This is a genomic window from Oikeobacillus pervagus, assembly GCF_030813365.1.
Classification (GTDB): Bacteria; Bacillota; Bacilli; order Bacillales; family DSM-23947; genus Oikeobacillus; species Oikeobacillus pervagus.
The window spans coordinates 93,147-106,635 of sequence record NZ_JAUSUC010000007.1; the positions used below are offsets into that span (position 1 = coordinate 93,147).

At 36.5% G+C, this 13,489-nt stretch carries 17 protein-coding genes; 5 read left to right on the plus strand and 12 right to left on the minus strand.

Annotated features, from left to right (window positions below):
• Positions 1–507: 507 nt before the first annotated feature.
• The 4 genes from J2S13_RS04430 to J2S13_RS04445 form a co-directional block, all read right to left on the minus strand.
• Positions 508–1,560, minus strand: a complete 1,053-nt coding sequence (locus tag J2S13_RS04430) for a zinc-dependent alcohol dehydrogenase family protein (protein WP_307256498.1) — start codon at positions 1,558–1,560, stop codon at positions 508–510.
• Positions 1,561–1,786: 226 nt separating this feature from the next.
• Positions 1,787–2,506, minus strand: a complete 720-nt coding sequence (locus tag J2S13_RS04435; RefSeq protein ID WP_307256499.1) for a CPBP family intramembrane glutamic endopeptidase — start codon at positions 2,504–2,506, stop codon at positions 1,787–1,789.
• Positions 2,507–2,798: 292 nt separating this feature from the next.
• Entirely contained in the window at positions 2,799–3,176 is a 378-nt protein-coding gene (locus tag J2S13_RS04440; RefSeq protein ID WP_307256501.1) for a DMT family transporter, read from the minus strand.
• Between the two features lie 254 nt (positions 3,177–3,430).
• Complete coding sequence (locus J2S13_RS04445) at positions 3,431–3,676, minus strand: DUF6429 family protein (protein WP_307256502.1); 246 nt, start codon at positions 3,674–3,676, stop codon at positions 3,431–3,433.
• Between the two features lie 355 nt (positions 3,677–4,031).
• Here J2S13_RS04445 and J2S13_RS04450 point away from each other — a divergent pair, with 355 nt between their 5' ends.
• Positions 4,032–4,640 (plus strand): TetR/AcrR family transcriptional regulator, encoded by a 609-nt coding sequence (locus tag J2S13_RS04450; protein ID WP_307256503.1) that lies wholly within the window; start codon positions 4,032–4,034, stop codon positions 4,638–4,640.
• On the plus strand, positions 4,640–5,311 hold the full coding sequence (locus tag J2S13_RS04455; RefSeq protein WP_307256504.1) for a YqeB family protein: 672 nt from the start codon (positions 4,640–4,642) through the stop codon (positions 5,309–5,311). Before J2S13_RS04450 ends, J2S13_RS04455 begins: the two co-directional genes overlap by 1 nt.
• 267 nt (positions 5,312–5,578) lie before the next feature.
• On the opposite strand, the gene J2S13_RS04460 is transcribed toward J2S13_RS04455, so the two are convergent.
• The 5 genes from J2S13_RS04460 to J2S13_RS04480 all read right to left on the minus strand — a co-directional run bounded on the left by J2S13_RS04460 (position 5,579) and on the right by J2S13_RS04480 (position 9,363).
• Positions 5,579–6,289, minus strand: a complete 711-nt coding sequence (locus J2S13_RS04460; RefSeq protein ID WP_307256505.1) for an ABC transporter permease — start codon at positions 6,287–6,289, stop codon at positions 5,579–5,581.
• A complete protein-coding gene (locus J2S13_RS04465; RefSeq protein WP_307256506.1) occupies positions 6,286–7,134 on the minus strand; it encodes an ABC transporter ATP-binding protein in 849 nt (282 codons plus the stop codon). The genes J2S13_RS04460 and J2S13_RS04465 overlap by 4 nt, the downstream gene beginning before the upstream one ends.
• Before the next feature lie 165 nt (positions 7,135–7,299).
• On the minus strand, positions 7,300–8,358 hold the full coding sequence (locus tag J2S13_RS04470) for a LytTR family transcriptional regulator DNA-binding domain-containing protein (RefSeq protein ID WP_307256507.1): 1,059 nt from the start codon (positions 8,356–8,358) through the stop codon (positions 7,300–7,302).
• Between the two features lie 530 nt (positions 8,359–8,888).
• Entirely contained in the window at positions 8,889–8,999 is a 111-nt protein-coding gene (locus J2S13_RS16865; protein ID WP_370873951.1) for a type II toxin-antitoxin system PemK/MazF family toxin, read from the minus strand.
• Between the two features lie 136 nt (positions 9,000–9,135).
• Positions 9,136–9,363: an AbrB/MazE/SpoVT family DNA-binding domain-containing protein gene (locus tag J2S13_RS04480; RefSeq protein WP_307256508.1), complete on the minus strand. Its 228-nt coding sequence runs from the start codon at positions 9,361–9,363 to the stop codon at positions 9,136–9,138.
• Positions 9,364–9,720: 357 nt separating this feature from the next.
• On the opposite strand from J2S13_RS04480, the gene J2S13_RS04485 reads away from it, so the two are divergent.
• On the plus strand, positions 9,721–10,476 hold the full coding sequence (locus J2S13_RS04485; RefSeq protein ID WP_307256509.1) for a carbon-nitrogen hydrolase family protein: 756 nt from the start codon (positions 9,721–9,723) through the stop codon (positions 10,474–10,476).
• A gap of 376 nt (positions 10,477–10,852) precedes the next feature.
• Here the strand turns inward: J2S13_RS04485 and J2S13_RS04490 are convergent, their stop codons facing one another.
• From J2S13_RS04490 to J2S13_RS04500, 3 genes are all read right to left on the minus strand, one after another.
• Positions 10,853–11,002, minus strand: a complete 150-nt coding sequence (locus tag J2S13_RS04490; protein ID WP_307256510.1) for a hypothetical protein — start codon at positions 11,000–11,002, stop codon at positions 10,853–10,855.
• A gap of 184 nt (positions 11,003–11,186) precedes the next feature.
• On the minus strand, positions 11,187–11,360 hold the full coding sequence (locus J2S13_RS04495) for a hypothetical protein (protein ID WP_307256511.1): 174 nt from the start codon (positions 11,358–11,360) through the stop codon (positions 11,187–11,189).
• On the minus strand, positions 11,361–11,486 hold the full coding sequence (locus tag J2S13_RS04500; protein WP_307256512.1) for a hypothetical protein: 126 nt from the start codon (positions 11,484–11,486) through the stop codon (positions 11,361–11,363).
• 552 nt (positions 11,487–12,038) lie between these two features.
• Between J2S13_RS04500 and J2S13_RS04505 the strand changes: the two genes are divergently transcribed.
• Both J2S13_RS04505 and J2S13_RS04510 read left to right on the plus strand, forming a co-directional pair.
• Positions 12,039–12,338, plus strand: a complete 300-nt coding sequence (locus tag J2S13_RS04505) for a type II toxin-antitoxin system RelB/DinJ family antitoxin (protein ID WP_307256513.1) — start codon at positions 12,039–12,041, stop codon at positions 12,336–12,338.
• A gap of 4 nt (positions 12,339–12,342) precedes the next feature.
• Positions 12,343–12,678, plus strand: coding sequence for a type II toxin-antitoxin system RelE/ParE family toxin (locus J2S13_RS04510; protein ID WP_307256514.1), 336 nt, complete (start codon positions 12,343–12,345; stop codon positions 12,676–12,678).
• Positions 12,679–13,489: the final 811 nt, after the last annotated feature.

The following is a 13,489-nucleotide window of genomic DNA, read 5'->3' on the forward strand; positions in this document are numbered from 1 at the left end:
ATTTCAGGCATTATGAACAAATGTCTTACCATATTTTATGTAAGTGGAGAGTGTCTAATATCGTTAACAAGAGATCAAAAGATTTAGTAAATCCCCGTTAAAGATGTTCTTGGCTGTAACATCTTTAACGGGGATTTCCCGTCTTATATGGAATTATGTTTGCAAAATATTAGCATTTCCTTATCATAAGAAGGAATATCTCTAAGTCTTACATTTTGAATAATTTAGTAGAAGGAAAAGCGTGCTTATTTTAAAATCAACGAATCGATCATTTTTTTGAGAAGGGCAAAATTTCGTGATTCAGATGAAGAAAACGTGGAGTTATCTCGAGTCAGACCCTTACAGTGCTTGTAAACGTGACCCGAGATATTACTCATTTCGCTCTGAACTATATCCACGATCGACCGCCCCTATAAAACAGCTCGTTAATCAATTCTTATACCCGAATATGAACGAAAACTAGCCATTGATTCCTATCAAAAAAGCTACACACAAGAGCTATAAATGTTAAAAACGATCTATAATAATAGATCCAACCGTTCCATATTGACCCATAGACTCCAACACACTACTTGCTTCTTCAAGCGGGATCGTTTTTGATACTAGTTTTTCAGGATGTAATTGACCACTTTCTACCATTGAGAGCAATGCCTGATAACGATGAGCTTGCATTCCTAGTGAACCTTTAATTTGTAACTCTTTCGCTACAATTAAATCCGTTGGAAGAGAAATCATCCCCCCTTCTTCTTTACTTGTTAACCCAACCTGTACATGTGTCCCGCGATTACGCAAACTTAGAATGGCATTTCGACAAGTTTCCGCAATTCCCAATGCATCATAAGAAATATCACTACCACCTTTGGTTATTTCCATAATTGCCTCAATTGGATTTTCATTTTTCGAATTAACGGTTGCAAAAGCCCCTAATGATTTTGCCATATCCAACTTCGAATCATCAATATCAACCGCTATTACTCTAGCACCCAATGAATTTGCAATTTGTGTGGCAGCCAATCCAACACCACCTGCACCATAAATGGTAAAGAAATCCCCAGCTTTTACCCCCGAGATATCAGCAACTGCATGAAAACTCGTCATAAACCGACACCCTAGTGATGCAGCTGCAGTAAAATCTATAGATTCTGGTAGATGAACTAAATTGACATCTGCTAATGGTACCCTCGTATACTGTGCATAAGATCCATTACAAGCAAAACCAAAAATCGTTAAATTTTCACAAACATTTTGGTGTCCTGTCTGACAACAACTACATTTCCCACAGCCCATACTAAATGGAATAACAACACGATCCCCTTTTTTAAACCGCTTTACATTTGCACCAACTTCCTCAATGATTCCCGCAAACTCATGACCTAGAATATGTGGAAGCTCAGGTTTTAACCCAATCCATTCCCAGTCCCCTACCCATGCATGCCAATCGCTTCTACAAACACCATTTGCCTTCACTTGAACAATGACATCGTTAGGACCACACTCAGGGTCAGGAAAGTTTTGAACAACTAAGGGTTTATTAAATTCCTCTACAACGGCTGCTTTCATTTTTTCTCCTCCTTAAAATAGTTTCACCTATTTTAATGCAAGAATTATTCCAACTCTAAAGAGAAAGCAAAACGCCCGTTTTCCGTTGATTTTTCAACATATTTGTATAAGAAGTTAGACAGATTGTTCAATACAATTGAACAACCTGTTTAAAGTACTCCTGGGCCAGGGGCCATTTTATTTACTAAACTGGAACGACGGACCAATCCCTATTCATATTTTCCATTTAATTAAACAATAAAGGGAGAAGAATCCATTGACTGATGACGTGCGTAGAGATATGTCCCAGCATCGCATATGCTAATCCGTGCTTCCAATATAAATAGCCGAACCCAATCCCCGGCAAAAAATTAAGCAGTAACGTACGGATAACAGACACTGGGCTTAGCCCCAACATTTGCGCGGTCGCAGGAAGATGCCCAGCTGCGAATAGGAGTGCGGCGATGACAATACCGGCAATATAAATTCCATTGCTATTCGCAGATTTTGTCATTTTACTAAAGATCCATATAATAAGCGTCATAAAACCAAACCTTAGAAGTATTTCTTCAATGATGCCTCCATATAATACACTACCAAGAAAATAAAGCCAGGAGAATTCAAATTTTTCCCCTATTCCCAACGCTTCGGCAAAGACGAGCTTTTCCGGAATGACGATGAAGCTTGCAGATACGAGTCCGATAACCACTGCCGCGACAATGCTTTTTCTGTTATAAATAAACGGTTTGTTCAAACCTACCTTTGGAGAAGCCCAAGATCCTACTATCGTGGCAATACCCGCCATAACTGCTGTTTGCAACATAGCCACGATAATAATGACTTGCTTTGACCCTAGTTGGGCAACGATTTGGCTTTCCCTTTCAGGCGTTAAAGACATGACTTGCTGTGCTCCTAAAACCGCACCTGCCACCAACCCTAAAATGAATACAGCAATCACTTTTTTCATCGTTAACATCTCCTAACATTCTCAGCGCACAACTTGAAATCAATTCTTAATCTCATGACAAGCTCATGGACGATTGGCTCATTACCCGATTCGCCATCTTTCTAATGACTTCATTGATTTTGTCGCCAATTTCTTTATCTCCTTTTAATTTCGATAAATCTTTAAAGTTCTAACACACCCGTTTGTTGAAGAAGGTTTAACTCTCTGCGATGTGTCGTTCTATTTAAACTTCTTTGAATATATGAATTCTGGGAGGACCCTAGGGACAGGTTCACTGTCCCTAAGTTTATCATTATAAATTTTCGCTAGTTATTATAGTATTATTTTCAGCTTTATGACCTGAATCTCCATGTCCTGGACCAAAAAGGTTTAATATTACAACGCCTATTAATATAAGTGTTATTCCTGCAATACTCGCACCGTTTATCTTTTCTTTCCAAATTAAAACAGAAATTGTAGTAGTCGCTACAACCCCTATTCCAGACCAGAGGGCATAGGCGGTATTAAGAGGAATTGTCTTTATAGCCATTGATAAAAAGAAAAAAGATCCAATAAAAGCGACAGCTACTCCAATTGTGGGATAGAGTCTAGTAAATCCTTCAGATGCTTTCAATAAGGATGTTCCAATAAGTTCGCCGACAATGGCTAAAGCTAAATATAAAAATGACATATACTATTCCACCTCGATTAAATTCAATAATTCATTAAAAACTTCTATTTTAAATTTATTATCCAGCGGTGAACCGACTCTTTTCTGTATCTTCAGTGTCAGTTAAATGGGAAAATACTCTATTCCCTATACCTTTTCCAACATAAAATATTTCATCAGTTTCCGGGCCAAGTAAATATAAACATAACATTTTAATTTATTCAAAACCTCTTTAGAGAATTGTTTTGTGCTTTCGAACAAATCCAAACCATTACTTACACATTTGCTATGTCCCCTAGATACTTTTTCATTAATTTCTCAGCCTTTTTAATTCCATCCTCAGTTAAATAAACTGACTTTGACCGGGTGCTACCACGGAGCAAATCCTCGTCTGTTAGTTCATTTAAGATATCAAACGGATATCCCTTCCAACTTCTCCTCATCTCTCTAGGAAGATCATTTTCTTGCCATGATGTTAAATAAAGCAGTAAAAGTGAAAGTTCCTTAATCTTTTCCTCCATGTCTAACAAAATCCTTTCTACAACAATGTTAACTTTAGCTTATTAGAAACTATAAGAATTTACAATATTAGTTCAATCTCAACGAAAACTAGGCCAACTTGAAGATTACTTCAAATCAGCCACAGTTAATAATTAATCTATTCTCCATTACATTCTATTTCCGTTCCATCCATGAAAGTAACGCACTATAAAAAAGGTGTCTGTCCCCCGATACGGTAAAACTTTACCGTATCGGGGGACAGGCACCATGATCCACAGTTTTCATAATCAAATGGGTTGACAAACATAATATCTTTTTATTAAAATTGGTCACACAATCAGTATTTTGGTCAAACAACCAAAAGGGGGGTTTACATTGACTGATTCATTTATAGCTGATGCAAGAAGAGAACAAATTATTATAGCTTGTATTGATACTTTAGAGGAAATAGGATATAACAATTTGAGCTTAACAAAGGTTGCGAAAAGAGCAAAGATTAGTGCAGGTTTAATTTCTTATCATTTCAAAGATAAATTTGATTTAATGATGCAAACATTATTATATGTTCAAGAAAGGCAATATCACTTTATTGCTAAACATGTTGAATGTGCATCAACTCCATTAGAAAAGATAGAGGCATATATTACAGCGTATTTGACTTATCAGGATACTCATTTTAACAATACGATTGCATTAATTGAAATTGTATTCAATGCACAGACAAATGCTGGGATGCCACTTTATCGCCTTGAAGACGATGAGATTGAACCAGTGCGTTCTATGCTTACGAATTTATTAATACAAGGTAAGGAACATGGTGTCTTCACACAAACACTTCATGTAGAAGCTACTACAGCTTTTATCATAGGCGCACTAGAAGAACGAATGCTACAATCCAATACCTTTGTAACACTCGAAGTTTATACTAAAGAACTTGTAAAAATGGTTAAAAAAATCATCAGTAATGATAGAGGAGAAGATTAATGAAGCAGCCAATCATTCGCGTTAGTTTTGCAGAATACATTTTTATCGTGTTGTTCCCTATCATTTTAGGTGGAGTAGGATGGTTTTTGATACCTAGGATTTTACCCCTTCTATCTAAAATTCCTATTATATCAAATTGGATTCCTTTTATTCTAGAAATTGATCCATTTTGGACACCAATCGTATTAAGTATCATCGGTATATTATCGGGAGTCATCTTATCATTTCTTACCTATTACGAAGCACTAAAGATTTATAAGGTTAACTGCTTTTTATATGCCGAACAAGGCGATCAGAACAAGAAGTTACCTATTAATAATATTGAAAAATGCTTTATGGAGGGGAAATATCTTGTTATTATTAGTAAAGATCATCGAGAGTGGATTCGAGCTAAGACAGAAGTTTCTGCTAAAAAAGTAGAGATATCATTCTTAAATCATCATATTTCCTGGGCAGAAAGTGATCCATATGAGCAGGACTTTCGTTTATGGGAGTTAAATGATGAACGTTATAGTCATGAAGTAAATAAACTTTTATATGAGCGACGACTTGCACTTCGAGAAAAAATGGAAAAAGAAGCCACACATCTTCTGAACGACTTAAGTGAATTAGGGGTTGTAGTAAAAAATAAAGGCGAAAAACAATATGTTCGTACAATTTTCCGAAACTAATTCACTTTTCGCAGTTTCATGTAACGCTTAATTCGTAAAACGGCTTTGAAAAAAAGCGGCCTGTCCCCCGATACGGTAATACTTTAATTTACTGGGGGACAGGCACCGTGATCCCATTATTATGACATATCCCTTCCGATTAAGCGAAGCATTCGAACTTACTTTCATAGTTTGTCACCATATGTCCTCGGAAATAAAAAAAGATTAAGAAGAAAATGCTAGAAGTAATATCGAAGGGCTGATGGAATAACCATCAGCCCCTTCTCTTTAATCCATCATTCGCTTTCTAAAAATCACTACTGCGATGGCAAAAATAACAATGATTGAAGTTAAGATAACAACAAGATTGAACCATACATCTGCTAAACCAGCACCTGAATGATGAACCTGATTGGCTATTTCAATTAACTGTACATTTGGTAAATACTCAGCAAACTTCATAATTGGAAACGATTTTGCTAAAGATTGTAAGAATGAACCTAAGCAAAAGAATGCAATAAACGGTAAAATAATAACAGATGCTTCCATAATTGATTTTGTAACTAAACCGAGCACGGTTCCAAGACCAATATAGAAAATAGTAGTTAGAGCCATTGCAATTGAAATGACAAGTAAGTTTTCAGGTTTATAATTCTGCAAAAACGCGCAAGCAACTAGGATAATGAACGTCGCAACAATACTTAAAAGACTCTTACCTACCAAAATATCCATCGTACTCGCTGGTGAAAGCATAAGGCCTCGCAACGTATTCTTCTCTTTTTCTTCTGCAATTAAACAACATTGTACATATGCAGCCACCATACATAATGTCCCATTAAATAACATATAATGCATATTAATATCTTTAATTCCCTGCATTCCCCACATGGCAGCCAAAACAAGTGGCATCATTACTGATACGGTTACATATAGATTTTTACAAACATCTTTATAATCCTTATGAAAAATTGCCAATGAACGTTTAATTGAAAATGTCATGATAATTTCCTCCCTGTTACCTCTACAAAAATATCCCCAAGAGTAGGTTCGTTAGAATAAATGGAAACGACTTTATTTTCCGACATATAATTATACATTACCTGTGCTCCTTCAGGTCCACGATTGATAATATCCTTGCTGCCATCTGCCAACTCTACTGTTATCGTATTATCTGAAAACTTCTTCCTAAGAGCCTTCGGTGAATCAAGCAATTGAATCTTTCCTTCATTTAAAAAGGCTACACGGTCACAGAGTGTTTCCGCTTCGTTCATATCATGTGTCGTTAAAAATATCGTAGTTCCCTGTTCTTTCAAATTGTCTAATCCTTTATATATATGCTTCGTATTAACTGGATCAAGCGCTGATGTCGGCTCATCCAAGAACAGCAGGTCAGGCTTATGAAGAAATGACCTCGCTAATGTTACACGCTGCAGCATCCCTCTTGACAGCTTGGAAATAACCTTCTTTTTCGCCTCCTTCAAATTCACCATGTCAAGCACTTCATCAATACGTGTATATGGAACATCAAATAGATCACAGTAAAGCTTTAAATTATCATAAACTGAAAGGCGAACATAGAGACCGCTATTATCGGTTAGCACACCAATTTTCTTACGGTAACCTGCTCCCCTTAGCTTTGAAGCTGGCACGCCAAACACAATTGCTTCTCCGTCCGTTTGTGCTAATTGCGCTGTTAATATTTTAATAGTTGTTGTTTTCCCAGAACCACTCGGCCCTAAAAATCCGAATGTCTCTCCTTTTTTCACTGTAAATGAAACATCCTTTAATGCTACTTGATTTGAAAACATTTTAACTAACCCTGATACTTCAATAATATTCTCCATGTTCACCCTCCTGTGAAGATTTGATTTGTTTTTCGTTTTTCGCTATGCCTTAATAGTAAAGAACAAAACATATCCTCACATTATATTTCCAATGAAAAGAGTTAATTTAGAGCTGAATGGAGTGAATTTCAGGTGGAATGGAGTGAATTTCAGGTGGAATGGAGCTTATTTAAGTCCCAACATTGCCTTTAATTCTGCCATTTTTGTTTTTGATAACGGAATAGATGTTTTCTTCGCATCGCCCAGCACTAATGTAAAACTATTTCTTGTCCATGTCACAACCTCTCGTACCTTTTGCAAATTCACAATATAAGAACGATGACATCTGAAAAATCCATAGGGCTGTAATCGATTTTCTAGCTTAGTCATCGTAAATACACTTTTATACATTTCACCTTTTATATAAATATTAGACTGTCCTTCGCTGCTTTCAATATAATCAATTTCTGGCGGATCAAATAAAACGATTTTGTCATTCACCTTTATTGGAATTTTTTCAAATTGAACGGGCTGAATGGTTATTTCTTCCGCTTCATTCTCACTTACTTGTGAACGGGGCATTTCTTCATTAGGAGCATCATCTTCCGTTTTAATATCAAGAGCATGAAAGCCTGTGTCATCTAAGCGATAAACCTGATTTGTAAAAGAAAGTGCACTTTCCATATTACTTGTTAACACTAAAACAGCCTTTCCTTTTTGCTTTAGTTCCCATACCATCTTCAAAAATACACGTTTTGTTTCTAAGTCGATATTTTGATCAGGCTCTTCAAAAATAAATAAAGCAGGATTCTGAATTAGCAAACGACCAAATAAAGCCCTTCGAATTTCTGAACTTGATAATTTGCTCATTCTAATATTTCTTTTCGTCTCAAGCTGAACGATGCGTAATACCTCTTCAATAGAAAGTTCCGATCCATATAATCTTTGAAAAAAAGATAAGTTGTCCTTTACACTTAGCCTTTCATATAACTTATCATCTAAACAGAAAAATCCAACTTCAGAGAAAAACTCTCTTTTTGCAAGCTTTATATTTTTCTTATTCACGAGTATTTCTCCATTAGATATTGGAATTTCACCCATAAACTGTTTTAATAGCATTGTCCGTGCATTCATACTAGTATGAATAGCAACCACTTCATACTCGGAAACTTCTAAACTAAACGCTGGAAATACCATCATATGCTCGTCATGTTTTTCAAGATCTTTAATCTCTAAGATGCTCATTTTTTATCTCCTTGGTCTCGTATTTTAATAAATGAAAATTCTGTAAGCATCGTGTTAATACATATATTTCCCACTTGGTAATTATAACCGATAAAAAGAAGTTTCTTCTATCTAATATTGCTAATTGATAACAATTAACGCCGCTGAACAAATTTCTCCTTATACCATGCTTCAATTGTCATATTTTATCTGATTTAAGGAAATCATATCTTTTCCTGGGAAATATCGAATGGACAATGTCGAAAGAATAGAAGTTTTCATGCACAATATACTGTATTGCTTTATTTCAACCGTAAGTTGACAAACTGCATTTGTTACACGATAAAATTAGCTAACTCAGCAGTTTTATGCATAAAAAAACCTGTACTTGTCAGGCTACTGGAAAAGGAATGTAGAAATTTTGGCTATACAATCCTTTACCACTTCTTCAGGTGCTTGACTATGGACAGATAAGTTACAAGTTTTCCAATCGAGATTCTTTTGATGGTCTGTAAGAATCACGCCCGTAAACACTTGACCTTTAGGTATCTCTACCTCATAACCCCATCCACGTTTGTGCTCGTAATAGGACAAATAGTAGTGAAGCCGGTTACTTCGTTGAACTCTTTTGGAGAAAGGACAATACCCGGACGGTTACCCACCTGTTCGTGTCCAGCTTGGAGATTGAAGTCCAAATAAACAAAATCCCCTTTATCCGGATTGGTGTTCAATAAATCATTTCCTTCCCTGCTGCACCGAAGTCTATTGTTTCATGACGATTTTCCGGTTTACATTGACTTAATAGTTAATTGAGTGAATATTCTGTTTTTTATTTAGCACAATTTTTAAGCCATCATCTATTTCAATAATTTCCACTACTGTTCCTTGGTTGAATGCTTTGTGGTTTGCCATCTCTTTTGGGATTCTAATCGCAAGGCTATTACGCCATTTTTGAACCTTGGAAGTTACCGCTCGCGTTGTTTCCTCGTCCATTCCAATACGTCTTTCCAATGTGTCAGTTGTCATCTTATCATCCCTCTGTTCCCCATTTTTATTTCCATGTCTACTCTCAACTTTTATTAGTTCATTGTTGTTGTTCAATGACTAGTTATGATTATGCGTAAAACAGGTGCCTGTCCAAGTAATAATGGATATGGGTCATTTCATATAATGTCCATATTGAAAGGAGAATACATAGATTAATATCCTTTTCTATTCTTATTAAGTTCAATGCCACTTTTCTATAACGATCTTCAAGAATCGGGTGCAATACTTCAATAAGGTGTAATGCGTTTCATGTATTGTATAATAACTCCATAGCATTAAAAGTTTCATAATTTTTACATTGACACAAAAAGCACTATTGTTAGGAGAGGTTAAATTATGAAGATAGGGTTGGGACAAACAAGGTTTCCTAAATCTGCAAAGGATGGAATAATGCTTGTTAAGCAAATGATAAGGAAAGCGAGTCATAAAGATTGTAAACTAATTTGTTTTCCTGAATCCATTATTCCAGGATTACGAGGGGTTGGCTTTAAAGTTGAGGATTACAATCACAGTTTTCAAAGGGAAGCTTTAAAAGAAATCTGTGATTTTGCTAAACAATTAAAAATCGCAGTTATTTTACCTATGGAATGGGAGGATCAGCACGGATTTCATTTGGTTGCCTTTGTGATTGCAGAAAATGGTGAAATTCTCGGCTATCAGACAAAAAATCAGATTGACCCTGAAGAAGACATTTTCGGCTACGTTCCTGGTGAAGGCCGTAAAATATTTGAGATAAACAATGTGAAATTTGGTATTGTAATTTGCCATGAAGGTTGGAGATATCCGGAGACTGTTCGATGGGCTGCTCGACAGGGAGCGAGGATTGTTTTTCATCCCCAGTTTACTGGTGCCGTAAACAATCCTGAATTTTTCAATAATGCCATGGTGTGTAGAAGCTTAGAGAATAATATATATTTTGCTAGTGTTAATTATGCTTTAGAAAATCAGCAGAGTACATCTTCTTTAATCTCACCTTCAGGAGAACGTTTGGTTGTGGCTAATCCAAGTACTGAGGATTTGTTAGTATACGATATTGATCCAAATCAAGCAAATCTGTTACTAGCAAAAAGATTCAATCCAAATTTATTTTAAATTCTAAAATATTTTGACTAATGGTAAGTTAGTATAAGAGAGAGATGTTTAAAGTGAACTATAATTATGATCTTCCACAATCGGGCGCGATTGTGGAACAAACAGGATAGCACTTACTAGTTATAAAATAAGTGCTATCCTGTTTTCGTTATTTAACATTTGAAGGTCTGTTAATCTATTTCCACACGATAATCTGAATACCCCAATTTATTTAATCTTTTTGATAAAACTGACACTCATAGCCATCAGCACTTAGTAACAGGCCATTTACCCATGTTGGTGTCCTAGCCATCTGCTCACAGATAGTGGAAAGTGACATCCCCATATCTGCCACGATGATAATTTCATCGTGTACATGAGCCACAATGGAACAATGCTATAATGTCTGCATGGTATGACACAAAATGTCACGACTAATTGCCTGAACAATATTCTTCTCTACAAATTTGGGTCCACGGCTTTCGATTCTTTCCCATTTCTTCGTCCCACCGACCCCTTCATAAGTAACCAACTCACCACCGAACATATTCTTCGCCCATACGATGTTTTACATAGGCGAGCCGTCTACCAGAAGGAAGAACAATAAAGAGCATTCCACTTTGATAGATAAATTGAATGCCATGTGTCGCTGTGGGAGTTTTTTGCTTCACACAAGTTTTTACTACACGGTCAACATCCCACCATAGTTTTGTGATGTTGGGATTGGACTGTCACCAGGCCGTTACAAGCGGTTGCAGTTCCTCTTCTTCAATTCCCATCTCCAAAGCGCCCATTGATTTTAATGCTCCAACAGATCCGCCGTAACCGAGAGCAAGTTCAGCAATTTTTCCTTTCTGACGAAGGTGACCGTTCACACCATGCTTTTTAACAGGTACATTAAACATCTAAGAGGCACTGGCACAGTAGATGTCTCTGCCGTTTTGGAATACATCTATTCTCCATTTTTCACCTGCAAGCCAGGCAATGACGCGAGCCTCAATCGCTGAAAAATCTACCACAATAAACTTCATACCTTCTCGTGATATAAAAGCTGTACGGATAAGTTCCGACAGCACCTCTGGGATTGAATCATATAGTAAAGTTATCCAACCCCTTTTAGTCGTAGGTCATAAATTGTCTGTTTTTCTACCTCATTCATCCCCCACGCCCCTTTCTGCGTTAACTATATTAAAAACAGCGATAAAAAACGCCTTAATCAGCTGATTTCTAGGTGATTATTGGCGTTTAGTGTACATTTGTTGATTTTCAATCAATAGTGGCACAAACCTTGTGAATACAATGAAAAAGCCGTTTTTTATATAAATCGGTATCTAACCTCTTCGCAAATCCTGAAACAGCAAAAACCCTTACGACAGTTGGTGTTTCTCGATTTTATACCCTATCTGGTGATACCCCCCTTGTTTAATTCCGCGAAAATTCACGTGATGGGGGGCGTCGCTCTTTAGGATTTTGGCTAATAGAGATTACGACCGCCCCTACTCCTTCTTGTGGAAGTTTTGGTTTTGTATTGCTAATCGATATACAAAAGCATACAATAAATAAAAAAGAAAGGTGGAATGATTATGGAAGCTAAAACCGCAAATATCCTAGCTCGTGTTGAACCGGAAATAAAAGAAAAAGCTGAAGCAATCATGGCTCAATTGGGAGTACCAGCTTCTGTTGTCATCAATATGCTTTACAAACAGATCATCATGACAAAGAGCATCCCTTTCTCTCTGTCCGTTCCCACTGCACCAATTGCTCTCGATGAAATGGATGCAGCGCAATTCGATTCCGTGATGCAAGCTGGGTTGGAAGATGCTAAAGCGAACCGTTCCCGTCCTGTAGCCGATGTATTTGCCGATTTAAGACGAGAGTTATAAAACGATGGCTGAAGCCTATGCTGTAAAAATTTCCACTCAGGCAGAAGAACAGATGCAGAAAATCACACGCTACATTGCTTCTGAACTGAAAACCCCGGATGCAGCACTAAATCTATTGGATGCATTAGAAGATGCGATTTCTTCTCTCTCCGATTTTCCACAGCGAGTTGCCCTTACTGAAGAAGAACCGTGGCACAGCTATGGAATTCGTAAAATGCCCGTTAAAAATTTCCTAGTATTTTTTTGGATAGACGAGGATCATTTAAAAGTTCAAGTAACCGCTGTTGTTTACGGAAAACGTGACCAGATACGCCAGCTTTCACAGATGGATATGGAATAAGCTAATATACTTTAGCCCTTTTACCGTTATGTTGGAAAGGTTTCTACATATTTTGTTGTCAGTACTTGATAGCCTGATGTCTATCCTCGGTCATAGTCTTTCTATCATGGCATGACTTACACAAAAACTGCCAATTGGTTTCATGCCAAAACAAATCTAGGAGGGACATGGAGACAGGTTCATTGTTCGAGACTACTGAAATACGCATCCAAAAAATAGGAATGCAGAGTATAGAAAATAAAAAAATCCCCCGAACCATTCGTCCGAGGAAACATAATACACACTTCACTATTCATCTAAAATCACTAAACCCATTGCCACCAACCTATTTCAACTCCATCAACGCCACACACTCCACATGTGTGAGTGTATGTGGCAACACATTGGTGCTGGTGGATTTATATTTAAATTCCTCTAATTGTAATTACAATTCGTACAAAGCAATTCTTTTTTTGGGAAGTGTTTATTTTTTATATTTCATATCTGCTATTTTTCTACAATATGAATAAGAGATAATATTTTCAATAAAATGTGAAAAAGTCGCTACATGCATCTAGTGGGAATTTTCCTAACTTAACTCGCTCCCCATTAATTAAAAATTCAGCATTTTCATGTACTGTTTGTAATACATACTCTTTCTTTATTCGAGAACGTATTCCATTATGTCAAATTTCGTAGCTATTCCCTATTACATCAATATATTTATCTAAATTCACTCACTAGTGTTGCAAAAATAATGTCGTAATTTTCAGTTTTATTATATCTTCTGTTTAGAGCCAAAAAAGTAAATACCGAATTAAAGGTGGCTCCA

Coding starts and splice junctions, on each gene's coding strand:
- J2S13_RS04470 (WP_307256507.1), bottom strand. CDS start 8,358: ATGAGCATCTTAGAGATTAAAGATCTTGAAAAACATGACGAGCATATG.
- J2S13_RS04435 (WP_307256499.1), bottom strand. CDS start 2,506: ATGAAAAAAGTGATTGCTGTATTCATTTTAGGGTTGGTGGCAGGTGCG.
- J2S13_RS04445 (WP_307256502.1), bottom strand. CDS start 3,676: ATGGAGGAAAAGATTAAGGAACTTTCACTTTTACTGCTTTATTTAACA.
- J2S13_RS04430 (WP_307256498.1), bottom strand. CDS start 1,560: ATGAAAGCAGCCGTTGTAGAGGAATTTAATAAACCCTTAGTTGTTCAA.
- J2S13_RS04480 (WP_307256508.1), bottom strand. CDS start 9,363: ATGACAACTGACACATTGGAAAGACGTATTGGAATGGACGAGGAAACA.
- J2S13_RS04490 (WP_307256510.1), bottom strand. CDS start 11,002: ATGTTCGGTGGTGAGTTGGTTACTTATGAAGGGGTCGGTGGGACGAAG.
- J2S13_RS04465 (WP_307256506.1), bottom strand. CDS start 7,134: ATGGAGAATATTATTGAAGTATCAGGGTTAGTTAAAATGTTTTCAAAT.
- J2S13_RS04495 (WP_307256511.1), bottom strand. CDS start 11,360: ATGTTTAATGTACCTGTTAAAAAGCATGGTGTGAACGGTCACCTTCGT.
- J2S13_RS04455 (WP_307256504.1), top strand. CDS start 4,640: ATGAAGCAGCCAATCATTCGCGTTAGTTTTGCAGAATACATTTTTATC.
- J2S13_RS04510 (WP_307256514.1), top strand. CDS start 12,343: ATGGCTGAAGCCTATGCTGTAAAAATTTCCACTCAGGCAGAAGAACAG.
- J2S13_RS04460 (WP_307256505.1), bottom strand. CDS start 6,289: ATGACATTTTCAATTAAACGTTCATTGGCAATTTTTCATAAGGATTAT.
- J2S13_RS04500 (WP_307256512.1), bottom strand. CDS start 11,486: ATGAAGTTTATTGTGGTAGATTTTTCAGCGATTGAGGCTCGCGTCATT.
- J2S13_RS04440 (WP_307256501.1), bottom strand. CDS start 3,176: ATGTCATTTTTATATTTAGCTTTAGCCATTGTCGGCGAACTTATTGGA.
- J2S13_RS04505 (WP_307256513.1), top strand. CDS start 12,039: ATGGAAGCTAAAACCGCAAATATCCTAGCTCGTGTTGAACCGGAAATA.
- J2S13_RS04485 (WP_307256509.1), top strand. CDS start 9,721: ATGAAGATAGGGTTGGGACAAACAAGGTTTCCTAAATCTGCAAAGGAT.